Origin of the sequence: Nocardioides proteolyticus (genome assembly GCF_051280635.3) — a bacterium.
Lineage (GTDB): Bacteria > Actinomycetota > Actinomycetes > Propionibacteriales > Nocardioidaceae > Nocardioides.
On sequence record NZ_JBNBPO030000029.1, the window covers coordinates 15,585 to 39,779 of the forward strand.

Genomic DNA, 24,195 nt, shown 5'->3' on the forward strand with positions numbered 1-24,195 from the left:
CCGTAGTCCCTCGCGGTGGTCAGGCCGCGGTGGCCTCGGGCTCGAAGTCGGCCAGGCGCACCAGCGCCTGGAGCAGCCGGGCCCGCACCTCGGGGTCCTTGGTGGGGTCGACGTCCACGGCGGACTGCGACACGGTGACGTCCTCGATGACGACCGCGCCGGCGATCCCGGCGGAGCGAGCGGCGTCGGCGTGCGCCCACTTGCCGCCGTACGGCGTCGGGGTGGCGCCGACGACCGCGAACGGCTTGCCGACGATGGCACCGGCCCCATAGGGGCGCGAGAGCCAGTCGATCGCGTTGTTGAGCACCGCCGGCATGGTGCCGTTGTACTCCGGCGTCACGGCGAGCACCCGGTCGGCGGAGGCGACCCGCTCGCGCAGCGCGACCGCGGCGGCCGGCGCGGCGTCGGCGTCGATGTCCTCGTTGTAGAAGGGCACGAGGTCGAGGCCGTCGATGATGTCGACGCTCACGTGGTCGGGGGCCTCGTCCCGGAGGATCTCGGCGATCCTGCGGTTCACGGAGTCGGCGCGGAGGCTGCCGACCAGCACGGCGATGCGGGTGGGGTTGGTTCCAGTCATGACAGGCGAAACGGACCGTGGTCCGCTTTCTATTCCGGGTCCGGCGGAACTTTTGCCGCAACTACAGTGGTCGGACCATGCCGAAGCCGCTGCCCCTGCTCACCTCGGCTCCGCCGACCGAGCGGCGCGACGCCGCCCGCAACCGCGAGGCCCTGCTGCGGGCGGCGGGCGAGCTGATCCAGGGCTGCGACGTCCGCGCGGTGACCATGGACGCGGTGGCGGCGAGGGCCGGCGTCGGGAAGGGCACCGTCTTCCGCCGGTTCGGCAGCCGGGAAGGGCTGATGGCCGCGCTGCTCGACCAGGCCGAGGCCGACTGGCAGGAGGGTGTGCTCCGCGGACCCCCGCCCCTGGGTCCCGGGGCGCCGCCGATGGAGCGGCTGCTGGCGTTCGGGGAGTCGCGGATGCACCTCCACCTGCGGCAGGCGGCGCTCATCGAGGAGGCCGGCCAGGCCTGGCGCACCAACTACGCCGTCGCCGGGTTCGCGACGATGCACGTGCGCTACCTGCTGCGCGAGCTGGGCGTCCGCGGCGACCTCGCCTACCTGGCGACGGCGCTCAACGCGGCGCTCTCGGTGCCCGTCCTCCTGCAGCAGTACGACGCCGAGGGGATGACCGACGCCCAGGTCGTCGCCGGCTGGAGGGACCTGGCGGAGCGGGTGACCGCCGACCGGGCCTGAGCCCGGGCGCCGCCCGGTCAGTCGACGTGGTGGCGCAGCAGGCCGTAGGTCAGCCCGTCCATCAGCGCCTCCCAGGACGCCTCGATCACGTTGGCGCCGACGCCGACCGTCACCCACGTCGACTCGCCGTCGCTGGTCTCGATCAGCACCCGGGTGATCGCGTCGGTGCCGTGGCCCTGGTCGAGGATCCGCACCTTGAAGTCGATCAGCTCGAACTTCGCGATCTCCGGGTAGGCCTGCGAGATCGCGGAGCGCAGCGCCTGGTCCAGGGCGTTGACCGGCCCGTTGCCCTCGCCGGTGACGACGTAGCGGACCCCGGCCGCGCGCAGCTTCACGGTCGCCTCGGAGACGGCCTCCTCCCCCGGCCGGGCGTGGGTGAGCGTCTCGGTGATGACTCGCCAGCTCTCCACCTCGAAGTACGACGGCCGCCGGCCCTCGGCCTCCTCCATGAGGAGCAGCTCGAACGACGCGTCGGCCGCCTCGAACGTGTAGCCGCGCGACTCCATCTCCTTCACCCGCGCGGTCACCCGGGTGACCGTCTCCCGGTCCTCGGAGAGGTCGAAGCCCAGCTCGCGGCCCTTGAGCTCGATCGAGGCCCGGCCCGCCATCTCCGAGACGAGCAGGCGCATGTCGTTGCCGACGCCCGCCGGGTCCATGTGCTGGTAGAGGTCGGGGTCGACCTTGATCGCGCTGGCGTGCAGCCCGGCCTTGTGCGCGAAGGCACTGGTGCCGACGTAGGGCTGGCGCGACGCGGGCGGGACGTTGGTGACCTCCGCGACCGCGTGCGCGATCCGGGTGGCCTCGGTCAGCAGGCCGGGCGGCAGCACCTGGCGGTCCAGCTTGAGCTCGAGGTTGGCGACCACGTTGACGAGGTCGGCGTTGCCGGTGCGCTCGCCGTAGCCGTTGATGCAGCCCTGCACGTGGCTGGCGCCGGCGTCGACGGCGGCCAGGGTGTTGGCCACCGCGCAGCCGGTGTCGTTGTGGCAGTGGATGCCGACGCGGACGCCGGTCGTCTCGATCACGTCGGTCACCACGTCGGAGACCCACGGCGGGAGCATGCCCCCGTTGGTGTCGCACAGCGCGACCACCTCCGCCCCGGCGTCGTAGGCGGTGCGGAGCACCTCGAGCGCGTAGGCCCGGTCGAGCCGGTAGCCGTCGAAGAAGTGCTCGGCGTCCAGGAACACCTGCTGTCCCTCGGCGCGCAGGTGGCCGACGGTGTCGCGCACCATGGCGAGGTTCTCCTCCGGCGTGGTGCGCAGCGCCTTCTCGACGTGGCCGATGTGCGACTTCGCCACCAGCGTCACCACACCGGCGCCGCTCTCGCGCAGCGCGGCGACGAGCGGGTCGTCCGCGGCGCGGACCCCGGCCCGGCGGGTGGCGCCGAACGCGGCCAGCCGTGCGTGCTGGAGGTCGAGCTCGGTCTGCGCGCGCCGGAAGAACTCGGTGTCCTTCGGGTTGGCCCCGGGCCAGCCGCCCTCGATGTACCCGACGCCGAGCTCGTCGAGCTGGCGCGCGATCGTCAGCTTGTCGGCGACGGAGAGGTTGAGTCCCTCCTGCTGGGCGCCGTCACGCAGGGTCGTGTCGTAGACGTGGAAGGCGCCGTGCAGGTCGAGTTGCTGGTTCATCGGGTTCTCTCGGGGCGATGGTCCGGACAGGGGTCAAGCCTCCCATGCCGGTCGATCCCGTGGACCCGGGACCGCAGGCCGAGAGGAAGCCGGTCAGAGCCCGAACGGGCCCTCGGACCACGGCACCCAGCTGACGCCCTGCCCGGCCACGAGCACGCCGAGCACCGTGGCGACCGACATCAAGCCGGCGCACAGGAACAGCCAGGGCAGCACAGAGCGGCTGATCGGGTCGACGACGCGGGAGACCGGCGAGCGGAACCGGCTGGCGCCCGGGCCCGACCACAGCGCCACCCCGAGCGTGGCGCCGCACGCCACCAGCGTGCTCGGGACGTCGACGGCCAGGGCGTAGCAGATCAGCCCCGCCGCGAGCCCCAGCCCCGCGCTCCACAGGACCAGCACGACCGTGCCGGTGACCGCCCGCAGCAGGTGCCACGGGCTCGAGAGCACCAGCCCGGGGGCGTCGTACCACTTGGCACCGCGAAGCGTACGGCGGTGCGCGACCGCCGAGGCGGCGAGCGAGCCCGCGCGCAGCAGCCACACCACGAGGACCACCCCTGCGGCCGCGACCCACGGCGCCGCCGCGAAGGCGGTGCCGAGCGTGACCGCCCCCAGGCCGATCGCGACCGCGCGGCGCAGCCGCTCCCCGAGCGGCGCCCTGGGCGCCGGGGCGAACGGGTCGTCGGGGTCGTAGCCGTGCTGCTGGTCCCAGTCCTGCTCGATCCGGGCCATCGCGTCGGCCGGCGGCGCCGCGACCGTCGGCGCGCTGCTCTCGACCAGGGTCGCCGGACGCTGCTGGCCGGTGGGCGCGGACGGCTCCGGGCCGGCGACGGCCAGCGGCACGGTGAGGTCCTCGGGCTCCGCCGCCGGCGCCGCGAAGGCGCCCGACGGCGGCGGCACCGGCGGCAGGTCGGGCCGGGTGCTGAGCGGGCGCAGCCACGCGAGGATCTCGCCCAGCAGCGGACGCTCCAGCGGGTCGGGATCGAGGGCCGCGGCGAGCACGTCGGCCAGCGTCGGCTCGATCCCGGACAGGTCGTGCTGGCCGCGGCGGGTACGGTCCATGATCGCCATCGCCGGCCCGCGGCCGTACGGCGCCCGCCCGCTCGCCGCGTAGGCGACGGTGGCCGCCCACGCGTGCACGTCGGCCGCCGGGGTCGCCTCGTCGCCGTACAGGATCTCGGGGGCGAGGTAGCCGGGCGTGCCGAGCAGCCAGCCGGTGTGGGTCAGCCGCGGGTCGTCGGCGACGCGGGCGAGCCCGAAGTCGATGAGGATGGGGGTGCGACCCTCCATCAGCACGTTGCCGGGCTTGACGTCGCGGTGCAGGACGCCGACCGCGTGCACCGCCTCCAGCCCCTCGGCGAGACACCCGGCGAGCCAGTACAGGTCGCGGCCCTCGACCGGGCCCTCCTGGCCGACGTGGTCGTGCAGCGACAGGCCGGGCACGTAGCGGGTGACGACGTAGGGGATCTCCGCCCACGGGTCGGCCGCGAGCATCTCGGCGACCCACGGGCTCCGCACGCGGGTCAGCGAGCTGACCTCGCGGGCCAGCCTGCCCCGCGCCTCCTCGTCCCCGACGATGTGGGGGCGGAGCACCTTGAGCGCCACCCGCCGGCCGTCCGGGCCCTGCGCGAGGTGCACGATGCCCATCCCGCCCTCGCCGAGCCGGGTCAGCAGCGCGTAGTTGCCGACCATCGTCGGCGTGGTGCTCCCGGGCTGCGTCGTCACGCTCCGAGGCTACCCGCGGGCCGCCTCGCCCACGCCCGTCCGCGCCGCGGCGGCAGCCACCATTGAATTAGATAAGTACAGACTGATATAAGTGGTCCATGATCTACTCCCCCGCCGACCACCTGGGCGCCGTCGAGCGCGCGCTCTCCTCCACCACCCGCGACGGCCAGGAGCTCCGCGTCCTGACCGTCACCCGCACCTTCGACGCCACCCCTGAAGTCGTCTGGGACGCCCTCACCACGGCCGAGCGCATCGAGCGATGGATGATGCCGGTGTCCGGCGACCTCCGCCTCGGGGGCCGCTTCCAGCTCGAGGGCCAGGCCGGTGGCGAGATCCTCGCCTGCGACCCGCCCCAGCGGCTCAGCATCACCTGGGAGTACGACGGGATGAGCTGGGTCGACGTCTCCCTGGTCGCCGCCGACGGTGGCACGGCGCTCACCCTGGAGCACTCGGCCCCGGTGCCGCCGGAGAAGTGGGAGCAGTTCGGGCCGGGCGCGGTGGGCATCGGCTGGGAGATGGCCCTGATGGGGATGGCCGAGCACCTCGCCGCCCCGTCGGCTCCGCGGCCGGCACCGGAGGAGCTGCCGGACCTCACCGACTACCTGCGGGCCTCCAGCACGGCCTGGGCCGAGGCCGACGTCGCCGCGGGCACCGACCCCGACCAGGCCCAGGCCGCGGCCGATCGCTGCTTCGCCGCCTACACCGGGGCGCCGGAGGACGCCGGCGCCTGATGCACGCCTTCGACGTCCTCGGCGACCCCGTCCGGCGCCGGATCCTGGAGCTGCTCGCCGAGGGCGAGCACAGCTCGGGGGAGGTCGTGGCGGTGATCGCCGACGAGTTCGGCATCAGCCAGCCGGCCGTGTCGATGCAGCTGCGGGTGCTGCGCGAGACCGGCTTCGCCACGGTCCGCGCGGAGGGCGCCCGCCGGATCTACGCCCTCGACGGCGGGCCGCTGGCGGAGGTCGACGCGTGGCTCGGCCGGTTCCGGGTGTTCTGGGAGCAGCGCCTCGACGCGCTCGACACCGAGCTCAGGCGCGGGCGGCGTCGCCGGGACCAGGGCGGGACGGACGAGGCCGGGACGGACCGCACGTAACCGACGACCGGGGGCGGCTAAGACCGGGCGTCCAGCTCGGCGACGAGCCGCTTCGGCGCGACCAGCCGGTACGACGCGTCCACCAGCTCGCGGATCTCCTGCCAGTCGACCTCCGGCCCGGCCAGGTCGATGGCCCGGCCGCCGTGGGGGCCGTAGTAGGCCGGCACGAAGAACCGCGGGTCGCCGTCGATGGCCGGCAGGTCGACCGGATCGGGCATGAAGATCAGCGCGCTCGGCACCTGCCGGTGCTCACCGGGCCGGAGCTTCTCCGAGCCGCCGAACGCCGCGAAGATCCTGCCGGCCCGGAAGGTGGGCCGGCCGTGGGAGATCCGCTCCTCGGCGCCGGGCAGGCCGAGGCAGATCTCCCGCAGCTCGGCCAGGCCCGGGTCGTCGTCGTGGTACACGATCGGATGCGCCATGGCGGCAGTGAACCACCCGGCGCCGACTTCAGCGGTCCGCGACCGTCAGAGGATGCGGTGCATCCAGCCGAAGGTGTCCTCGGCCCGGCCGAACTGCACGTCGACCAGCGCCTGGCGGATCCGCATGGTGAGGTCGGTGCTGGCCGGAGCGGGCACCTCGCCGTCCTGCCACCGCAGGGAGCCGACGGGCGTCACGACCGCTGCCGTGCCGCAGGCGAAGATCTCGGTGATCCGCCCGCTGGTGACGCCCTCGCGCCACTCGTCGATGGAGAACCTCCGCTCCGTCACCTGGTGGCCCATCTTGCCGGCGAGCTCGATGATCGAGGAGCGGGTGATCCCCTCGAGGATGGTGCCGGTCTCGGGCGTGACGATCGAGCCGTCGTCGAAGACGAAGTACATGTTCATGCCGCCGAGCTCCTCGACGTACTGCCCGTCGTGGGCGTCGAGGAAGACGACCTGGTCGCAGCCGTTGGCGGTGGCCTCCTGCTGGGCGACCAGCGAGCTGGCGTAGTTGCCGCCCGTCTTCGCCGCGCCCATGCCGCCGCGTCCGGCCCGGGTGTACTCCTCGGTGAGCCACAGGGTGACCGGCTTGATGCCGCCCTTGAAGTAGGAGCCCGCCGGGCTGGTGATGACCATGAAGGTCACGTGCTGGGCCGGACGGACGCCGAGGAAGCTCTCGGAGGCGAACATGAACGGCCGCACGTAGAGGCTCTTCTCGCCGCCGTCGCGGTTGTCCGGCACGAACCGGGCGTCGACCCGGACCAGCTCGTCGACGGCCGCGACGAAGTCGGGCACCTCGAAGGCGGGCAGCGCCAGCCGGTGGCTGGAGCGGACCATCCGCTCGGCGTTGGCCTCGGGACGGAACGACCAGATCGAGCCGTCGTCGTGCCGGTAGGCCTTCATCCCCTCGAAGATCTCCTGCGCGTAGTGCAGGACCGCTGCCGCGGGGTCGAGGGTGATCGGGGCGTAGGGCGTGATGCGCGCGTCGTACCAACCCTTCTCCGGAGTCCACTCCGCGGTGAACATGTGGTCGGAGAAGTTCACGCCGAAGCCCGGGTTGGTCAGGATCTCTGCCAGCCGGGCGTCGTCGGTCGGGGTCGCAGAAGGCGTGGTGGTGATCTGCATGATGGAAATCTAGTCCTCCGAGGTCGCGGTGGGGAGTGGGGCTGCGGCGCGCCTCGGGAGGCGCGTCAGCCGGCTACTCGTGCGGCGATCGCGTCGCCGACCTCGGGCGTACGACGCTGCTGCCCCGGCACCCGCTCGGCGAGGTCGGCGAGCACCGCCGCCTCGATGCTCGCGGCGGCGCCGGGGTGGCCCAGGTGGTCGAGGAGGAGGGCGGCGGACAGGATCGCCGCGGTGGGGTCGGCCACGAGCTGGCCGGCGATGTCCGGCGCCGAGCCGTGCACCGGCTCGAACATGGACGGCGCGGTGCGGTCGGGGTTGACGTTGCCCGACGCGGCCAGCCCGATGCCGCCGGTGATCGCGGCGGCGAGGTCGGTCACGATGTCGCCGAAGAGGTTGTCGGTGACGATCACGTCGAACCGCTGCGGGTCGGTGGTCAGGTAGATCATCACGGCGTCGATGTGGCTGTAGTCGGTGGTGACGTCGGGGTACTCCTTCGCCACCTCCTGGAACAGCCGCCACCACACCGACCCGGCGTTGACCAGCACGTTGGTCTTGTGGACGAGGGTGAGCTTCTTGCGGGGCCGCTTCTGGGCCCGGGCGAAGGCGTCGCGGATGACCCGCTCGACCCCGAAGGCGGTGTTGACCGAGACCTCCGTCGCCACCTCCGCGGGCGTGCCGACCCGCAGGGCACCTCCGTTGCCGGTGTAGGGGCCCTCGGTGCCCTCGCGGACGACCACGAAGTCGATGTCGCCGCGGTCGAGGACCGCGTCGGAGAGCGGCGAGGTCGAGCCCGGCAGGAGCCGGGACGGCCGCAGGTTGACGTAGTGGTCGAGCTCGAAGCGCAGCCGCAGCAGCAGGCCGCGCTCGAGGATGCCGGGCGGCAGGTTGGGGTCGTTGGGCTTGCCGCCGACCGCGCCGAGCAGGATGGCGTCCTGGCCGCGGATCTCCTCCAGCACCGAGTCGGGCAGCACCTCGCCGGTTTCCAGGTAGCGCTCGGCCCCGAGCGCGTAGTGGGTCTGGGTGAACTTCACGTCGGCGGGAGCCGCCGCCTCCAGCACCTTCAGCGCCTCAACGGTCACCTCGGGCCCGATCCCGTCGCCGGGGATGACGGCGAGGCTGACCTGGCCGGTGGTGACGGTTCCGGTGCCGGCGGTGGAGGAGTCGGTCATGGAGGCAGACCCTAGTTGTCGTCGGGACGGGCGTCGTCGCCGTCTCGCAGGGCAGTCCCGGCGAACGGCGCGCCGGCGGCACCGGCCCGACCGGCGGCACCGATCGGACCGCGGTGCAGCGGGTGCTCGGGATCGTGCTTGGCGGGCCCCCACTCGGCCCCGGACCGGTCCGGGGCGGCGGGACGGCCGGCGGTTGACTGGGCGGTTGACTGGGCGGCTGACTGGGCGGCTGACTGGGCGGTGAACATGGCGGCTCTCTCCGTGGGGCTTCGAGGTCGATTCGGATGGATCGAGAAGCCCACGCGGGTGGGGAACGCCGCAGTCACCGCGGCGAGGTGGCCTCTCTCAGGCCTCGCCGCGGCGCACGATTACGAGAAGAACGCTCCGCATGGTGGGTCGAGCATACGACGCACCGGCGCGGACGGCAGCACGTTTCCGCGATGCGGGCATGTTCGACATCCGAGACCGACCGCACAGCAGCTGAGACGGCGGATGGAACACTCGGGACCATGAGCGCGCCCCCCGAGCTTCCCGACATCGTCGACCGCGCGTTCGACGTCTCCCGCCGCGCGGGCTACGTCTCCTTCTGCCGCAACGAGACGGGCCGGCTGCTCGCCACCCTCGCCGCGACCCGCGAGGGGATCATGGCGGAGTTCGGGACTGGCTGCGGCGTCGGCACGGCGTGGCTCCGCTCCGGCGTGCGGGCCAGGCAGGCCCGGATCGTGACCGCCGAGCTGGACCCCCGGCTCGCGTCGGCCGCCGCGGAGATCTTCACCGACGACCCCCTCGTCGACGTGCTCACGGCCGACTGGTCGACGCTGATGGACAAGGGCCCCTACTCGCTGCTCTTCCTCGACTCCGGCGACCCCGCGGCCGTGCGGGTGGACAAGATCGCTGACGTGGTGGAGCCGGGCGGCATCGTGGTGCTCGACGACTTCGTCCCGTGCGAGATGTGGCCGCCCATCACCGGGGGCCGGGTCGACACCCTGCGGGAGGAGTGGCTGACCGACGAGCGGTTCACCAGCGTCGAGGTGATGGTCGCCTCCGACGCCGCGGCGCTGGTCGCGACGCGGCGCTGAGCGGGCCCCCTCACACCTCGCCGGGGGCTGCCCTCCGCACGACCAGGCGGGTCCACGCGCCGAGATAGACCCGCTCGTCCGGCGAGATCTCCCGCTTCTCCCCCGGGTCGATCGGCTCGGACGGCAGCGCGCCGACCGAGGAGCCGACGTAGGTGCCGTTGGAGGACCCCAGGTCCTCGACCCACCACCGAGTGCCGTCGGTGGTCAGCTGGCAGTGGCGTCGGCTGATCCCGTTGTCGGTGGCCAGGTCGATGTCGGGGTGGATGCCCCGGCTCCGCGAGGTGCGGCCGACGAGGACCGACGTGGTGCGCAGGGGTACGACGGTGGGCACCCCCGCGGACGGCAGCGGGTCGCTGGAGTCCTGGTCGGCGTACCAGTCGGGGTCGATCCAGATCTCGGCCACCCACGGCTCGGCCAGTGCGGGCGCCACCGGCGCGGAGGTGGCTGCCGCGGGCGGCGCCTCCGCCGCCGGCTCCTCGACCGGGGACGGGTCCTCGGCAGGCGCACCGAGGTCGAGCACGGACTCGATCGTCGGCGGGGCGACCGGCCGCGGCATCGACCCGGTCGTGAAGTCGTAGCCGCACGCCTCGCAGAACAGGGCGTTCGGCGGGTTCGCCGCCGAGCAGTTCGGGCAGGTCGCCGCGTCATCGCCGGAGTCCGTCGGCGGCTGAGCGCCGCCGGCGGCGGGCTCGGCCGGCTCGGCCGGCTGGGCGGGCTCGGCGGGCTGGGCGGGCTGGGCACCGCCCTCCGGGATCGGCAGCCCGCAGACGTCGCAGTAGTCGTCGGCGGCCGAGTTGTGCCCGACGGGGCAGAGGGTCACGGGGTCGGCTCCTTGCGGATCCGGGTGGTCTTCGTGGAGGCGGTGTCGAGGGCCATCTCGTCGGCGCGGTCCACGGCCCGCTTGAGCCGCACCGTGCCGTCCGCCTCGCTCTCGACGTCCACGACCTTGCGGAGCTTGCTGGTCGCCTCGTCGTTGCCCGTCTCGGCGGCGAGCTGGACGGCGCGCCCCAGCTTCGTGGTCGCCGTCGCCTCGTCGCCGGCCGACTTGGCGGCGAGACCCTCCTGGATCATCCGGGCGAGCTCGGCCTGGCCGGTGTAGTGGGCGACCTGCTGGTCGATCCGTGCGGTCAGCTCGGAGTTGCCCGACCAGGTCGCCTTGACCAGCCCCTGGGTGACGACGTCGTCGCCCAGGGCGAGCTGGACACGGGCGGCGAGCTGCTCCTGGCCCACCGCCTTGGCCGGCACCCGTACGGCGATGTGGTAGTCGCGCGACTCGTCGGACCACGCGCCGGTCGGGTACTCCCCCGTCAGCGGGTTGACCGGCGTGCGCCGGCTGGTCAGGTCCTCGACGGTCGGCGAGACCTGGCGGACGAAGAGCACCTCCGCGCCCTGCGGCGTCCACACCCGCAGCTTCGCGTCGGCCACGCCGCGCGACATCGCGGTGCGCATGATCTCCTGGAACTGCTGCCGCATCTGGTCGGGCCTCGGGATGATGTCGACGGTGCCGAGCAGCGCCCGCGAGATCCGCCGGATCTCCGCGACCTGCCAGTCCGTCCCGGCGCCGCGGCAGTCGGCCTGGAAGTAGCCGGTCGCCCGGTTGATCGCCTCGTCGAGGCGACCCGGGCGCTCCCGGTTCTCCCCGTCGGTGAGCAGCAGGACGTGCCGCTGGGTCACCTCGGGCACCGACGCGAAGAGCTGCCCCGCGAGGTCGAGCCAGGTGCTGATCGCCGTACCGCCGCTGCCGACGAAGCGGCCGATCGCCGCCGACGCCTCCTGGCGGGCCCGGGCGTCCATCCGCACCATGCCGGGCCCGCTGGCGACCGGCGGGTAGGCGAGCATCGCGCGGTCGGCACCGGCCACGACCGCGAACCAGGTGCCCTCGACGATCTCGGCGAGCGCGGCCTGCGCGGCGTCCTTGGCGGCCGCCATCGTCGCCGGTCCCATCGACCCGGAGGTGTCGACGATGATGATCTCGCCGGCGGCGCCCGCGCCGGACTGCCCGGCGGTGCCCGCTCCCTCGCAGGTGATCGTGACGATCGCGTTGACGTCGGTCCCGCCGTCGGGCAGGAACTCGTTCTGGTAGACGCTGGCGGTGAACTCAGCCATCGCTCGGCTCTCCTCCCGCAGGGTTGCTCAGGTTGGCATTGTGCCCCAGTCGACCAGCCCCGCCGCCGGGCCCGTCGTCCGGCTCGACAGCAGGCTCGACCCGGGCCAGTGCCGCGGTGATGTTGTCGTGCCCCCCGGCCGCATTGGCGAACCGCACCAGCGCGAGGGCCAGCGCCAGCGGGTCGGTCTCCTCCGCCGCTCGGATCTGCTCCTGGAGCTCCTCCGGCGTGGAGGCGTAGTTCCACAGGCCGTCGGAGCAGGCCAGCAGCCAGCCCGGCTCGGTGACGTCGAGGCCGCCGACACCGGGGACGATGTCCTCGGCGTCGCGGCCGAGCCACTTGGTGATCGCGTGGGCGTGCTCGCCGGACTCGGCGACCTCCCGGGCCACGCCCGAGGCCATCTGCGCCTGGGCCACCGAGTCGTCGACGGTGAGCTGGACGCCGCCACCGGAGTCGGGGAGCCAGTAGCACCGCGAGTCGCCGAGATTGGCGTGGCTGACCCGGGTGCCCTCCAGCACGGCGACGGTGAAGGTGGCGGAGGCCGGGTTGTCCGAGTCGGGGTCGGTCACCGCCACGATGGCGGTGTTGGCGGCGGTCGCGGCCTCCGCGAACACCCTGGCGACGGCGGAGTCGCGGCTCTCCGGCGTGCCCATGCCCGCCGGGAGCGGCATCCGCAGCACGTCGCGGGCGGCGCGGGCACCGGCCAGGGAGGCCACGTCGGAGTCGACGGAGTTGGAGACGCCGTCCAGCACCACGAGCACCGCCCGGGACCCCGGCTCGGAACCGGCGAGCAGCGCCATCGCGTCCTCGTTGCGGCTCTTGCGCACCCCTTTGTCGCACACGCCGGCCACCCAGGCCGCCGGCTGCTCGCGGAAGTGGTCGCGCTCGCTGGGCGCCTTGGTGCCGCACTGCGTGCAGTACAGGTCGGGGCCGACCTCTCCCCCGCACTCCGCGCACGGCCGTCGGCCGGGGGCGGGCGGGTCGGGCAGCGCGGCCGCCGGCTTGCGGGTCGGCGCACTGATCGGCGCGTCGTCCACCGGGTGACCGGGGACGCCCGGCGCCGGCGGCGCGCCGGGCACGCCCGCGGTGTCGGCGTCCGAGCCGGCGGCCAGCGGCGCCCCGCAGCCCTCGCAGAAGCGCGCGCCCGGCGTCACGCTGGAGCCGCAGGACGGGCAGGTCCCGGCGTCGGTCGCCGCGGGCGGCGGAGGCGGCTGGGTCACGTCAGGCTCCAGTTCCGGACGGCGTTCGCCTGGTTGACCAGGACGACCCGCTCCTCGAGGTCGGTGGCATCCCGGGCCAGCGCGCGCAGGGCCTGCTCGAGCCCGTCGCGGACCCCGACCTCGGTCGCCGGGACGGAGCCGATCCGCGCCCCGTCCGGCACCCTGCGCGGCTGCGTCACCACGGGCAGCGCCTGGTCGAGGATCCGGACCACGAACCGGTGGCGGATCGCGGTGTCGACGCTCGAGGACTCGATGGTGCGCATCGCCTGGTCCAGGATGGCGAGGTCCGGCGTGTCGCCCGAGAGCAGCACCTCCGCCCGCTGCTGCCGGCTCTCGGTGTAGCCGCGGCTGGTGGTCGGGACCAGGTCGAGCGCGGCGACGGCACCCACGGTGTCCTGACGCTGGGCACGCACCCGCGCCATGCCGAACGCCGCCGGCGGGACGTAGGCCGCGTCGGTGGAGGCGCACACCTGGTAGAGCCCCTCCGCCACCTCCGGGAGCCCGCCGCGCTCACAGGCGAAGGCGAGCGCCAGCTTGGGCGCCAGCTCACCGGGCACCTGCTGGTAGACCGCGTTGAACGCCGCCTTCGCGGTCTCCCAGTCCTCCGCCTGTACGGCGGCGAGCCCCTCGATCCACAGGGCCCGCCACTCCCACGGGTCGTCGACCAGCAGCCGCTGCGCGTGCGACCGGGCCACCGCCGCCCGGCCCAGCTCGAGCGCCGCCCGGGCGCGGGCGAGGTGCACCTCCGGGCTGTCCTCCGGCGCCTGCTCGAGATCCGCCAGCCGCTGCTCCTGGTCGTCGTCGCTCACCGTCGACAGCCAGCTGTACTGCGGGTCCGTGGTGTCCTCCCGCAGCTCCGGCAGCTGGCTCCACTCGGTGATCGGCCGCGCCGTCTCGGGGGCCTCGAAGAGGACCGAGGCGGCGGAGGTGACCGCGGTGCCCGAGCGCTTGCGCGCGACCACCTCGCGCAGCACGCCGAGCACCTGGGTGCGCAGCTCGTCGACCGAGGCGAACCGGTCGGCCGGGTCGGGCGCACAGCACTTGGCGACCAGGTGGTAGAGCGAGTCGTACTGCTGGAACAGCGGCGTGGTCTCCACCGGCGGCAGGCTGTGGAGGTAGGTGCCCTGGTAGCCGCGGAACTCCATGCACAGCACGACCAGCGTGCGGCCGATCGTGTAGATGTCGGAGGCGACCGACGGGCCGATCTCGGCCACCTCGGGCGCCTGGTAGCCGACCGTGCCGTAGATGGCCGACTCCTCGTCGTCGATCCGGCGCACTCCGCCGAGGTCGATCAGCTTCATGGCGTCGCCGACCTGGATCATGTTGTCGGGCTTGAAGTCGCAGTAGACGAGCCCGAGGTCGTGGAGGTACTGGAACGCCGGCAGCAGCTCGAGGATGTAGGCGAGGGCCTGGTCGACCGGGAGCGGGTCGTAGGCGCCGTTGTTGTCGGCCATCCGCTGCTTGAGGATCTGCTTGAGCGACTTGCCGCCGACGTACTCCATGACGATGTAGCCGGCGCCCTCGTGGGTCACGAAGTTGTAGATCTCGACGATCAGCGGGTGCTCGACCTGGGCGAGGAACTGCTGCTCGGCGATCGCCGCCGCGAGCGCGTCGGGGTCGCCGGAGTTGAGCAGCCCCTTGAGGACCACCCACCGGTTGGAGACGTTGCGGTCGCGCGCGAGGTAGATCCAGCCGAGCCCACCGTGGGCCAGTGCGCCGGCGACCTCGTACTGACCGGCGACCAGGTCGCCGGGCTGCAGCTTGGGGGTGAAGGAGAACGGCTGCCCGCAGTTGGGGCAGAAGCCCTCGCTCCGGCCCGGCTTCCCGTCGATGCTGCGCCCGACCGGGTTGCCGCACTTGGAGCAGTTGCGCTTGTTCTCGGGCACCTGCGGGTTGGCCATGATGGCGGCGGCGGCGTCGACCGGCGGCGCGGGAGGGACGACGGTCAGGCCGGCTCCGAGCCGGGCCGTGCGCATCCGCTGGGACCCGGTCCGCGTGCGGCGGGTCGCGTAGCTGCCGGTGGTGCCGGCCCGCTCGGAGCCGATCGCGGCCGACTGCACACGGCTCGCGGCGGTGGCGGCGGTGGGGGTGGCACCGTCGATCGGCTGGGGCTCGCCGAGGGCCGACCGGGCCGAGGCGAGCGCCGAGGCCTCCGCGACCCGGGCCCCGGGCATCGCCGGGGAGCCGCACACGTCGCAGTAGCCGTCGAGGATGTGCCCGTCGCAGCCGGGCTGGCCGCACGGGTCCCCGTTGACCGGCAGCGACCGCGCCGGCGTCGCCGTCGCCGCGGCGGCGGCCGGCTCGGCTGCGACGGCGGTGGCGCCGCCCTCCCCCGGCATGCCGCAGACGTCGCAGTAGCCGTCGAGGATGGTGCCCGAGCAGCCGGGCTGGGTGCAGGCTGCGGTGGCTGTGCTCATCGGCCGGTCTCCTTCGCGAGCCAGGTCTGGTAGGTCGTCACGAGTTGGCGGGCGACCGTCATCGGGGTCGGCCGCCGCTCGATCACGCTCCGCGCCGCGCGCTCCGCGTCGGCCAGGTCGGGGTGTGCGGCGACGCCCGCAGCGGCCGCCTTGGCGACGTAGGCGTCGAGCAGCCCCACGAGCTGCTGGTGCTCCGCGAGCGCGTCGGCGTAGGCGTGCTGGGCGATCTCGAGCGCCTGGGAGACCCGGTCGAGCTTCTTGAGGTAGGGGCCGATCGCGTCGGGGGTGACCGGCACCGGCCCCAGTGCCTCGACGTCGGGTACGGCGTAGCGGGGTGCGGGGTCGACGGTCGCGACGCAGGTGGCGGCGAGCTTCTCCAGCGCCGCCTCGCGCTGCTCGAGGTCGGCCCGCAGCTCCCGGGCGGAGAGGACCTGGTCGCGGGCGTCGCGGCGGCGGGCGTTGCCGACGATCAGGTCACGCTCGAACATCGTCGCCTCGACCTCGAGCGGTCCCAGCAGCCCGCCGACGTCGGCGCCGCGCTCGGCGCGTGCCGTGACGTCCTGGAGGCGGGCCATCAGGCCGGCGAGCTGGTCGACCGACCGGTCGCGGGTGAGCGCCGGCTCCAGGGCCACCTGGTCGCGGATCCGCTCGAGCTGCGCGCGGAGCTCGCGGATCCGGGCCGCCGACTCGTCGGCGCCGGGCACCAGCGCCAGCCGGGTGCGGAGCTGGCCGGTGAGCGCGTCGCAGAGCCGGCCCGCCTCGGGCAGCGACACGGCGAGGCCGCCAGGCAGCTCGGTGGCGCCGTCGAGCCGGCCCCAGATGAGCGCCGAGATCCGCTCGCGCTCCTGCTGGAGCACCCGGCCGCCGTCCCAGGTGGCGAAGACGAGCTGGTAGCGGTCCGAGATCGCCTTCCACAGCGCCAGGGCGAGCGACATGTCCCCCGCGAGCTCACCACCGCGGCCCGCCCCGAGCGCGGCCTGGTCGAGCTCGTCGAGCTCGGAGCGGCGTACGCGCAGCCAGGTGTCCAGCTCGCCGAGGTAGCGCTGGATCGCCGCAGGGTCGAGCGCCTCGCCGAGCCGGCCGGGGGCCTGGGGTGCGGTCGTGGTCATCGGAGCGGTCGTCAGGGTCCTCACCGGCCGTAGCGGGCCGGCGGCGGGTTCTCCGCGGAGACCCTGCCGAGATAGGGACGCAGCCACCGGTCGTACGCCGCCTGCCAGGAGCCGTCGCGGCGCATCTCCTCGAGCACCGCGTTGACGAAGGCCACGAGGTCCTCGTCGTCGGCGTTGGCGCCGATGCCGTACGGCTCCTCGGTGAACGCCTCCTGACGCGGGACCTCCGCGTAGAGCTCGTCCTGCGCGGCCAGCCCCGCGAGGACGGTGTCGTCGCCGGTGATCGCGTCCACCTCCCCCTGCTGGAACTTCACCAGGCAGCCGGTGTGGTTGTCGGCGGTCACCGCGACCGCGGCCTCCTGCACGGCGCGGATGTTGTCGATGCTGGTGGTGCCGGCCGGGGCGCAGACCTTCACCTCGGCGAGGTCCCGGGGTCCCCGGTAGCCGCGGGCGAGGTCGGAGCGCAGCAGCACCTTCTGACCGGCGTGGTAGTACTCCGTCGAGAAGGCGATCTGCTCCCACCGCGAGCAGTTGATCGTCATGTTGCGGGCGACGAGGTCGAGCTTGCCGTCCTCGAGCAGCTCGATCCGCTGCGCCGCGTTGATCACGCGCAGCTGCAGCTCGACGCCGAGCTCGTCGGCGACCCGCTGCGCGAACTCGATGTCGAACCCCTCGATCCGGTTGGTCTGCGGGTTCCGAGCGCCCATCAGCAGCGTGTCGGCGGAGACCCCGACCCGCAGGACGCCGGCCTTCCGGACCCGTGCCACGGCCGGTCCGCCGGCGCGGCTCGCGGCGTAGGAGCGGAGGTCGGCGTCGGTGGTGGTGCAGTCCGCCGGCTGCGGGGCGGACTGCTCGGTCTCCTTCTCCTCCGGAGGCAGCGGCGTGGCGTCGTAGCCGCAGGCCGTGACCGCCAGCAGGCTCGCGGTCGCCAGTGCTGCGGCCGCGCCGCGGACGCTGTGGAACCTCATGAGAACTCCCTCCGCCGCTCGCCGATGCCACGGGCGACGGCGACGGCCGCCACCACGCCGAGCAGCGCGGTGAGGATGCTGAGCACCAGCCCGAGCCAGCGGCCGCTGCGCAGGTCGTCGATCGTGCTGGCGCTGGCGGTGTCGACCGATTCCTTGACGATGGCGTCGAAGCGGTCGTGGGGTGCGGTCGAGCCGCGGTCGTCGGAGCGCGTCGCGATCCGCACCGCCGCGTCCCAGCCGTTGCCGTCGTCGGCAGCGACGATGTCGGCGTGCCTCGCGGCGTACTCGCGCCAGCTGGGCAGGGCCGCGGCCGGCGCGTTGTCCGCCACCACCTCGGCCGCCTCGGCCCACCGCTCCTCGTTGTCCGCACCCGAGCCGCGCTTGATCAGGCGCAGGCTCTCGTTGGCCTTGGCGTCGTTGGCCGCCGTGCGCGCGTTGGCGCTGGAGAGGGCCTCGGCGAACGACCCGTCGCGGAGATCGTCGTTGGCCCCGGCCTGCAGCCACGCCCAGGTCACGGCGGCGAGCGTCGCCAGCGCGACGATCCCGGCCGCGAGGGCGACGCCCTTGTTGACGTGGCGGTGGAAGGCGCGGGCCAGCCGGCGGTTGAGCGACCACAGCGCGGCGACGGCCAGCACGCCGAGGAGCAGCAGCCACCACGGGTGCTGCCCGCCCATCGCGGACTCCGCCCGCTCGGTGTTGGCCTCGACGAGCTCGTCGAGCACCGGGATGGCCTCGTCACGCAGCTGGTCGCTGGCGAGGCTCTGGTAGGCGGCACCGACCGGGAACCCCTGGCGGTTGTTGGTGCGGGCCTGGGCGATGGCGGTGGCGTAGTCGCTCACCTGCCGGTTGAGCACCGCGAGGGCCTCCTGGTCGGCGGGCTGGGCGTCCGCGGCCTCCGCGATCTTGCGCAGCGCCTCGTCGACGGCCGCGTCGTACTCGGCACGCTGGCCGGTGTCCTCCAGCCCGCCGACCAGGAACGCGTTGGTGGCGAGCGCGTCGGCGCGGAGGAGCGAGGTCTTGACCTCCTGGACCCGGACCAGCTGCTCGGTGTCGGCGGCGGCCCGGCCGTCGGCCTGCCAGCCGAGAAGCTGCACCAGTGCGCTGAGCAGGCCGAAGCCGATCGCCACCGTCATGCCGATCAGCTGCCACCGGTTGAGCAGGGCGGGCGTGTCGACGAAGGCCGGCTGCTGCTGCGGCGCCGGTGGCCGGCCGGTCGCGACGGCGGGCGGCGGCGCGGACGACGGTGAGGCGGCTGCCTGGGGGGCGGCAGTCTGGCTCACGGCTCCTCCTCGGTCTCGGGGGCCTCCGGCTCCGCCGGAGCGTTGGGGTCGACGACGAGGTCGTCGGGCTCGAGCGTGCGGAGCTGCTCGACGGTCGGCTCCTCGACCTCGCGCAGCCGCCACGCGTGGTGGCCGATCGCCGCCTCGAGCAGGTTGCGGACGAAGCGCGCGTTGCCGAACGACGGCCCGCGCTGCTGGTCGGCGAGGATGTCGCGCAGCCGGTCGAGCACCTGCTCGGCCGCGTCGTAGTCGGCGCCCTTCGCCATCAGCGCGAAGATCGCGACCAGCTCGTCGTCGGTGTAGTCGGTGAAGTCGATCGTCGTGCGGAAGCGGCTCTCGAGCCCGGGGTTCTCGGAGATGAAGATCGCCATCGGGAGCGGGTAGCCGGCGACGATCACGACGAGGTCGTCGCGCTTGTCCTCCATCTCCTTGACCAGCGTGTCGATGGCCTCCTTGCCGTACTGGTCGCCCGACAGCGCGTAGGCCTCGTCGATGAAGAGCACGCCGCCCTCCGCCGACTTCACGACCTCCGCCGTCTTCTGCGCGGTCTGGCCGAGGTAGCCCGCCACCAGCTCGGAGCGGTCGACCTCGACCAGCTGGCCCTTCGAAAGGAGGCCGAGGGCGCGGTAGATGCCCGCCACGAGGCGGGCCACGGTGGTCTTGCCGGTGCCGGGGTTGCCGTTGAAGACGAGGTGGCGGGTGATCGTCGGGGTCTCCAGCCCGGCCTTCTTGCGCAGGCCCTCGACCCGCAGCACCGCGGCCTGGCGGTGGATCTCGGCCTTGACGCTGCTCAGCCCGACCAGGCCGTCCAGCTCAGCGAGGAGCTCCTCGACGGTCTTGGTCTCCTCCTCGGGAGCGGGCTCCGGCTCGACCGGCTGCTCCGGCTCGGCCGCCTGCACCTGCGGTGCGTCCGCGGCGGTGGACGGCGGTGCCTCCGATCCGGACCGCTGGGGCGCCGCGGGCGCGGACGGATCGGGACCGCCCAGGGCCTCGAGCTGCTGGCGGACCTGGTCGCCCACGCGTCGTACCTGCTCGAGGAGGTGGTCGTTGATCCCCGGCGCCGGCTGGCGCGCGGGCAGGTCGAAGGCGCCGGGGAGGACGCCGCCGGACCCGGACGCCGGGAGAGGTGCCTCCCCGAGCTGGGCGGCGGTCGCCATCGTGGCGTTGCCGACCGCGTCGGGCCCCGCCTCGCCGAGCCGGCTCGCGGCGAGGGCCACCTCACCGAGCGCGGCGGCATACGCAGGTGCGTGCGTCGACTTCTCCAGCGACAGCTGCGCCATGGTCGGCGTCGGGCCCGCGCGGTAGCGGTTGCCGCGCTTGGCGGCGAGCATGAAGTCCTCGGCGGAGACGGACCTGCCGGTCTCCTGCGACCACGCGACGAAGGCGCCGCGGGACCGCTCGGCGACCGTGGCGGCGAGTGCCTCCCCCTCGGCGCGCGCGACCTCCTCGTCGACGCCGGCCTCGCGCGCCACCCCGCCCAGGGTCGCGAGGGCGGCGGCCAGTGCCGGGGCGCCGTCCGTCATGGCGCCTCCAGCGTCAGGTCGGGGCCGCCCGAGGAGGAGTGGCCGAACTTGGCGTCGAGGAACCGGCCGTGCGCGATCAGCGCCTGGGCGTCCGCGCGGTTGGCGGCGTCGAAGATCTTGTCCATCGTGGCGCCCAGCAGCTCGAGCTGCTCGACGAGGATCAGCAGCGCCGTCTTGTGGCCCTCGATGGGCCGGGTGTCGGCCCACTCGCGCGGCAGCCGGAGGTAGCCGCCGACGGCCTCGGGGAGGTAGTCGGTCGCGGTCGCCACGACGGAGTAGCTCTCCTGGCTGCCGAGGCCGAGGTTGCGCAGGCGCGGCAGGGTCTGGTGGATGGTGCGCGCGATCCGCACCACCCGCGTCGTCACGACCGGCGGCGCGTTGCCCTCACGGAGCATCGCGTTGACCTGGTTGAGCGCCGCCAGAATGTCCTGCTCCGTCGGCGCGGGCGGTACGACGAACTGCGGCTCGGCCGGCCGCTCGCCGTCCCGTCCGCGGCCGGCACGACGCCACCACGACTTCAGTCCCACCTGGTGCCCGTCCCCTGTCCCGGCTGGCGCATCCGCGTTCAGCCGATGTCGAGCGTGCCGGCGGCGTTGCGCCGGTCGTGCTGCTGCACGCGCTCGAGGTAGGCACGCGACTTCTGGACCTCCGACTCGAGCACGCCGATGGTGGTCGACATGGTGTCGAGCGCCTTGAGCTTGAAGTCGTCGATCGAGTCCATCGTGGCGTAGATGTTGGCGAACGCGGCCTGCAGCTGCTCCATGCCGATGGTCGACGAGGCCGCCTGCTCCTGGATCGCCGCCGAGTTCTCGCGCAGCATCTCCGAGGTCCGCTGGATCATCGCCGAGGTCGTGGTGTTGAGCGCGGTGATCTGGTCGAGCACCAGCTTCTGGTTGCTCAACGCCTGCGCCACGATGACGGCCGTGCGCAGCGCCGAGATCGTCGTCGTGGTGGCCCGGTCGACGCCCTTGATCAGCTCGACGTTGTTCTTGATGATGATGTCGATCGCCAGGTAGGCCTGGATCGAGACGGCGAGCTGGGTCAACAGGTCCTGGTGCTTCTGGCGGACGTAGAAGAGCACGTCCTGCGACAGCGTCTTGGCCGTCTCGGGGTCACTGAGCTCGAGCTCGGCGATCCGGGCCGACAGCCGGGCGTCCAGCCTCTCGGCGACGTAGACGTACTGGTTGAGCCGGCCCATCACCGACCACAGGTTCGTCTTCTCCAGGTTGAGCGCCACGTTGTCGCGCTGCAGCTCGTCCTGGCCGCTGCGCAGCGAGTGGAGGATGCCGTTGAGCTGGCTCTGGGCGGACTGGTACTTGCGGAAGTAGTCCTCGACCTTGTCGTTGAAGGGGAGCTTGTCCCACCACTTCTTCACGCCCGTCGCCTGGCCGGGGTCGAGGTCCTCGACCGTCCGGCGCAGCTCGAGCAGGGTCTTGCCGACCGTCGACCCCTGCGCGATCCCGCCCTCCTTGAGGGCGGTCACCGGCTTGTCGAGCATCCGGTTGGAGGTCTCGGCCGCCTTGCGGATGTCGGCGTCACCCATCGTGCGGACGTTCTCCGCCTGCGCGGCGAACTCGGGGCTTCCCGCCTTCGTGCTGGTCAGCGACGTCAGGAAGCTGTCGACCTTGGCGTCCAGCTCGGGCACGACGTCGGGGGAGACCTGGGGCGCCATCTTCGGCGCCTGGGTCTCGACGACGGGCGCGGGCGCCTCGGGCGCGGTCAGCGTGATGACGGGCTCGGGGGGTGCGAGCGGGGCGGGCTCGGGGGCGGCAGCCTGGGAACCGTCGGAGGTCATGGCCGGAGCCTATCCAGCCGGACCCTGCTTGACGCAGGGTCGAGCAGGAATTCCGGGACCGGTCAGGGGCATCCCCGGGCGGTCACGAGCCGGGGCGGGGGCCCACCGGGTCGAGGTCGGTCATGAACCACGGGATCATCAGCTGCGCGAGCGGGCCGATCGCGAGGGCGTAGACGACGGTGCCGAGCCCGAGGGTGCCGCCGAGCAGCAGCCCGAGCAGCACGACGGTGCCCTCGATCGCCGTACGGACCAGGCGCAGGGACAACCCCGTCCGCCGGTGCAGGCCGGTCATCAGCCCGTCGCGCGGCCCGCGGCCGAGCTGGGCGCCGATGTAGAACGCGGTCGCCAGCCCGCACAGCAGCACGCCACCGACCATGAGCGCGACGCGACCCGGCATCGCGGCGGGCGCGTCGAACAGGGCCAGGGTGGCGTCGGCGCTGAGGCCCACGACGACCGCGTTGGCGATGGTGCCCAGTCCGGGCTTCTCGCGGAGCGGGATCCACAGCAGGAGCACCAGGAAGCTGAACACGACCACGGCCTGGCCCAAGGTGATCGGCAGGTGCCTGGTCGCCCCGGAGTGGAGGACGTCCCACGGCGCGAGGCCGATGTCGCCGAGCACCATCAGCGCGAGGCTGACGCCGTAGAGCACCAGCCCCACGAAGAGCTGCAGCAGCCGCCGCGGCAGCCGCCCGGCGCGGAGCTGCGCGACCGGGCCGAGGTCGGCGAGCTGCGGGGCGGGTCGGGCGGGTGCGATCGTCATGGTCCCAGGGTGACGCTTGATTGGACTGTTCTGAAATAGCCAATCGTGGTTCACTGGCCTGCATGTCCCAGTCCATTACGGCCGCCCGGCTCGCCGGGCTCGTCGCCGGGTTCGACCGCTCGCCGGCCTACCTCGGGCTGGCGGAGGCGCTCCGCGAGCTGATCGGCGACGGCCGGATCGGCTACGGCACCCGGCTGCCCAGCGAGCGCGACCTCACCGCCACCCTGGGCGTCTCCCGGACCACGGTGACCCGTGCCTACGCGGCCCTGCGCGAGACCGCCTACGCCGAGGCGCGGCAGGGAGCCGGCACCTTCACCCGGCTGCCCGGCGGACCGGTGCGGGCGCACGACCGCGCACTGTGGCCCAGCGACGTCGGCGCCGGGGTGATCGACCTGGTGTGCGCCGCGGCCACCGCACCGCCGGGCGTCGCGGCGGTCTACGCGGACGCCGCGGCCGAGCTGCCGGCGCACCTCGGCACCCACGGCTACTACCCCGCCGGGCTGCCCGCGCTGCAGGCCGCCATCGCCGCGACGTACGACGCCCGCGGCCTGCCGACCAGGCCGGAACAGGTCATCGTGACGGCCGGTGCCCTCGCGGCCACCGCGATCGTGGGCACTGCTCTCGCCGGGCCGCGGGAGCGCGTGCTCATGGAGTCGCCGACCTACCCCAACGCCGTGCGTGCGCTGCGGTCCGGTGGCGGACGGCTGGTGACGGTCCCGCTCGACCCCGACGGCTGGGACCTGGACCTGGTGGCCGACGTGGTCGGCCGGCACCGGCCGCGGCTGGTCCACCTGATGCCCGACTTCCACAACCCCACCGGGCTGGTCATGCCCGAGGACCAGCGGTCGGCGTACGCCCGGCTGCTGGCCCGTCACGACGCGGTCGCCGTCGTCGACGAGGCCCACCACCTGCTGCGCCTGGACGAGGAGCCGCCACCGGCACCGTTCGCCCGCCACGCGCGCGACGCGGTGACGGTCGGCAGCGCCAGCAAGTCCGTGTGGGGAGGTCTCCGGCTCGGCTGGATCCGCTCGCCGCTGCCGCTGGTCGACCGGCTGACCCGCGCACGGGTGGGCCTGGACCTGGGCGCGCCCGTGCTGGAGCAGCTGGTGCTCGCCCGGCTGCTCGGCGACGGCCTGCCACCGCTGCTCGACGCGCACCGGGCGCGGCTGCGCGAACAGCGCGACGCGCTGGTCGAGGCCCTTCGCGAGGAGCTGCCCGACTGGCGGTTCCGGGTCCCGGCCGGCGGCATGGCGCTGTGGTGCCGGCTGCCGGCGACCCGCGCCACCGCCCTGTCGGTGGAGGCCGAGCGCCACGGCGTGCTGCTCGCGCCGGGGCCGTCGTTCGCGCCCGAGGGCGGCCTGGACCGCTACGTCCGGATCCCCTACACCGTGCCTGCGCCCCAGCTCCGCGACGCCGTACGACGCCTCGCGGCGGCCTGGGCCGCGGTCACCTCCGACGACGGCGCCCCGGCAGCGCGCCGGCGGCGGGCGGGCGGGTCCGGTCCGGTCCTGGTCGCCTGAGCCGCGGTCGGC

At 73.7% G+C, this 24,195-nt stretch carries 22 protein-coding genes; 5 read left to right on the forward strand and 17 right to left on the reverse strand.

Translation table 11 applies throughout. From position 1 onward, the window contains the following. Positions 1-19: 19 nt before the first annotated feature. On the reverse strand, positions 20-577 hold the full coding sequence (locus tag ACPOLA_RS16125; protein WP_435771522.1) for an NADPH-dependent FMN reductase: 558 nt from the start codon (positions 575-577) through the stop codon (positions 20-22). Between the two features lie 77 nt (positions 578-654). Between ACPOLA_RS16125 and ACPOLA_RS16130 the strand changes: the two genes are divergently transcribed. Then, positions 655-1,254, forward strand: a complete 600-nt coding sequence (locus ACPOLA_RS16130) for a TetR/AcrR family transcriptional regulator (RefSeq protein WP_435771523.1) — start codon at positions 655-657, stop codon at positions 1,252-1,254. 17 nt (positions 1,255-1,271) lie between these two features. Here the strand turns inward: ACPOLA_RS16130 and cimA are convergent, their stop codons facing one another. Together cimA and ACPOLA_RS16140 are read right to left on the reverse strand one after the other, a co-directional pair. Beyond that, positions 1,272-2,879: a citramalate synthase gene (gene cimA / locus ACPOLA_RS16135; protein WP_435771524.1), complete on the reverse strand. Its 1,608-nt coding sequence runs from the start codon at positions 2,877-2,879 to the stop codon at positions 1,272-1,274. A gap of 93 nt (positions 2,880-2,972) precedes the next feature. Continuing rightward, on the reverse strand, positions 2,973-4,601 hold the full coding sequence (locus ACPOLA_RS16140) for a serine/threonine-protein kinase (protein ID WP_435771525.1): 1,629 nt from the start codon (positions 4,599-4,601) through the stop codon (positions 2,973-2,975). A gap of 98 nt (positions 4,602-4,699) precedes the next feature. Here ACPOLA_RS16140 and ACPOLA_RS16145 point away from each other — a divergent pair, with 98 nt between their 5' ends. Together ACPOLA_RS16145 and ACPOLA_RS16150 are read left to right on the forward strand one after the other, a co-directional pair. After that, positions 4,700-5,332: an SRPBCC family protein gene (locus tag ACPOLA_RS16145; protein ID WP_435771526.1), complete on the forward strand. Its 633-nt coding sequence runs from the start codon at positions 4,700-4,702 to the stop codon at positions 5,330-5,332. Then, on the forward strand, positions 5,332-5,694 hold the full coding sequence (locus ACPOLA_RS16150) for an ArsR/SmtB family transcription factor (RefSeq protein WP_435771527.1): 363 nt from the start codon (positions 5,332-5,334) through the stop codon (positions 5,692-5,694). The genes ACPOLA_RS16145 and ACPOLA_RS16150 overlap by 1 nt, the downstream gene beginning before the upstream one ends. A gap of 17 nt (positions 5,695-5,711) precedes the next feature. Here ACPOLA_RS16150 and ACPOLA_RS16155 read toward each other — a convergent pair whose 3' ends face one another. The 3 genes from ACPOLA_RS16155 to ACPOLA_RS16165 all read right to left on the reverse strand — a co-directional run bounded on the left by ACPOLA_RS16155 (position 5,712) and on the right by ACPOLA_RS16165 (position 8,407). Then, positions 5,712-6,113: an MmcQ/YjbR family DNA-binding protein gene (locus ACPOLA_RS16155; protein ID WP_435771528.1), complete on the reverse strand. Its 402-nt coding sequence runs from the start codon at positions 6,111-6,113 to the stop codon at positions 5,712-5,714. A 45-nt stretch (positions 6,114-6,158) separates the two neighbouring features. Next, positions 6,159-7,238, reverse strand: coding sequence for a branched-chain amino acid aminotransferase (locus tag ACPOLA_RS16160; RefSeq protein ID WP_435771529.1), 1,080 nt, complete (start codon positions 7,236-7,238; stop codon positions 6,159-6,161). A 65-nt stretch (positions 7,239-7,303) separates the two neighbouring features. After that, entirely contained in the window at positions 7,304-8,407 is a 1,104-nt protein-coding gene (locus ACPOLA_RS16165; RefSeq protein WP_435771530.1) for a 3-isopropylmalate dehydrogenase, read from the reverse strand. 509 nt (positions 8,408-8,916) lie between these two features. On the opposite strand from ACPOLA_RS16165, the gene ACPOLA_RS16170 reads away from it, so the two are divergent. Then, positions 8,917-9,486, forward strand: a complete 570-nt coding sequence (locus ACPOLA_RS16170; RefSeq protein ID WP_435771531.1) for an O-methyltransferase — start codon at positions 8,917-8,919, stop codon at positions 9,484-9,486. Between the two features lie 10 nt (positions 9,487-9,496). Here the strand turns inward: ACPOLA_RS16170 and ACPOLA_RS16175 are convergent, their stop codons facing one another. The 11 genes from ACPOLA_RS16175 to yczE form a co-directional block, all read right to left on the reverse strand. Further along, positions 9,497-10,306: an FHA domain-containing protein gene (locus ACPOLA_RS16175; protein WP_435771532.1), complete on the reverse strand. Its 810-nt coding sequence runs from the start codon at positions 10,304-10,306 to the stop codon at positions 9,497-9,499. Further along, positions 10,303-11,592 carry a vWA domain-containing protein gene (locus tag ACPOLA_RS16180; protein WP_435771533.1) on the reverse strand — a complete coding sequence of 430 codons (1,290 nt, stop codon included), beginning with the start codon at positions 11,590-11,592 and terminating at the stop codon, positions 10,303-10,305. The genes ACPOLA_RS16175 and ACPOLA_RS16180 overlap by 4 nt, the downstream gene beginning before the upstream one ends. After that, positions 11,585-12,811 (reverse strand): PP2C family protein-serine/threonine phosphatase, encoded by a 1,227-nt coding sequence (locus ACPOLA_RS16185; RefSeq protein WP_435771534.1) that lies wholly within the window; start codon positions 12,809-12,811, stop codon positions 11,585-11,587. Before ACPOLA_RS16185 ends, ACPOLA_RS16180 begins: the two co-directional genes overlap by 8 nt. After that, on the reverse strand, positions 12,808-15,228 hold the full coding sequence (locus ACPOLA_RS16190) for a serine/threonine-protein kinase (RefSeq protein WP_435771535.1): 2,421 nt from the start codon (positions 15,226-15,228) through the stop codon (positions 12,808-12,810). The genes ACPOLA_RS16185 and ACPOLA_RS16190 overlap by 4 nt, the downstream gene beginning before the upstream one ends. Continuing rightward, positions 15,225-16,337 carry a hypothetical protein gene (locus tag ACPOLA_RS16195; protein ID WP_435771536.1) on the reverse strand — a complete coding sequence of 371 codons (1,113 nt, stop codon included), beginning with the start codon at positions 16,335-16,337 and terminating at the stop codon, positions 15,225-15,227. The genes ACPOLA_RS16190 and ACPOLA_RS16195 overlap by 4 nt, the downstream gene beginning before the upstream one ends. A gap of 20 nt (positions 16,338-16,357) precedes the next feature. Next, positions 16,358-17,305, reverse strand: coding sequence for a glutamate ABC transporter substrate-binding protein (locus tag ACPOLA_RS16200; protein ID WP_435771537.1), 948 nt, complete (start codon positions 17,303-17,305; stop codon positions 16,358-16,360). Further along, positions 17,302-18,585 (reverse strand): GlnX family signal transduction membrane protein, encoded by a 1,284-nt coding sequence (locus ACPOLA_RS16205; protein WP_435771538.1) that lies wholly within the window; start codon positions 18,583-18,585, stop codon positions 17,302-17,304. Before ACPOLA_RS16205 ends, ACPOLA_RS16200 begins: the two co-directional genes overlap by 4 nt. Continuing rightward, positions 18,582-20,108: an AAA family ATPase gene (locus ACPOLA_RS16210; protein WP_435771539.1), complete on the reverse strand. Its 1,527-nt coding sequence runs from the start codon at positions 20,106-20,108 to the stop codon at positions 18,582-18,584. Before ACPOLA_RS16210 ends, ACPOLA_RS16205 begins: the two co-directional genes overlap by 4 nt. Continuing rightward, positions 20,105-20,635, reverse strand: a complete 531-nt coding sequence (locus tag ACPOLA_RS16215) for a hypothetical protein (RefSeq protein ID WP_435771540.1) — start codon at positions 20,633-20,635, stop codon at positions 20,105-20,107. The genes ACPOLA_RS16210 and ACPOLA_RS16215 overlap by 4 nt, the downstream gene beginning before the upstream one ends. A 38-nt stretch (positions 20,636-20,673) precedes the next feature. Then, positions 20,674-21,903: a toxic anion resistance protein gene (locus ACPOLA_RS16220; protein ID WP_435771541.1), complete on the reverse strand. Its 1,230-nt coding sequence runs from the start codon at positions 21,901-21,903 to the stop codon at positions 20,674-20,676. 82 nt (positions 21,904-21,985) lie between these two features. Next, positions 21,986-22,663: a membrane protein YczE gene (gene yczE / locus ACPOLA_RS16225; protein WP_435771542.1), complete on the reverse strand. Its 678-nt coding sequence runs from the start codon at positions 22,661-22,663 to the stop codon at positions 21,986-21,988. Between the two features lie 62 nt (positions 22,664-22,725). Between yczE and yczR the strand changes: the two genes are divergently transcribed. After that, positions 22,726-24,183 carry a MocR-like transcription factor YczR gene (gene yczR, locus ACPOLA_RS16230; RefSeq protein ID WP_435771543.1) on the forward strand — a complete coding sequence of 486 codons (1,458 nt, stop codon included), beginning with the start codon at positions 22,726-22,728 and terminating at the stop codon, positions 24,181-24,183. Positions 24,184-24,195: the final 12 nt, after the last annotated feature.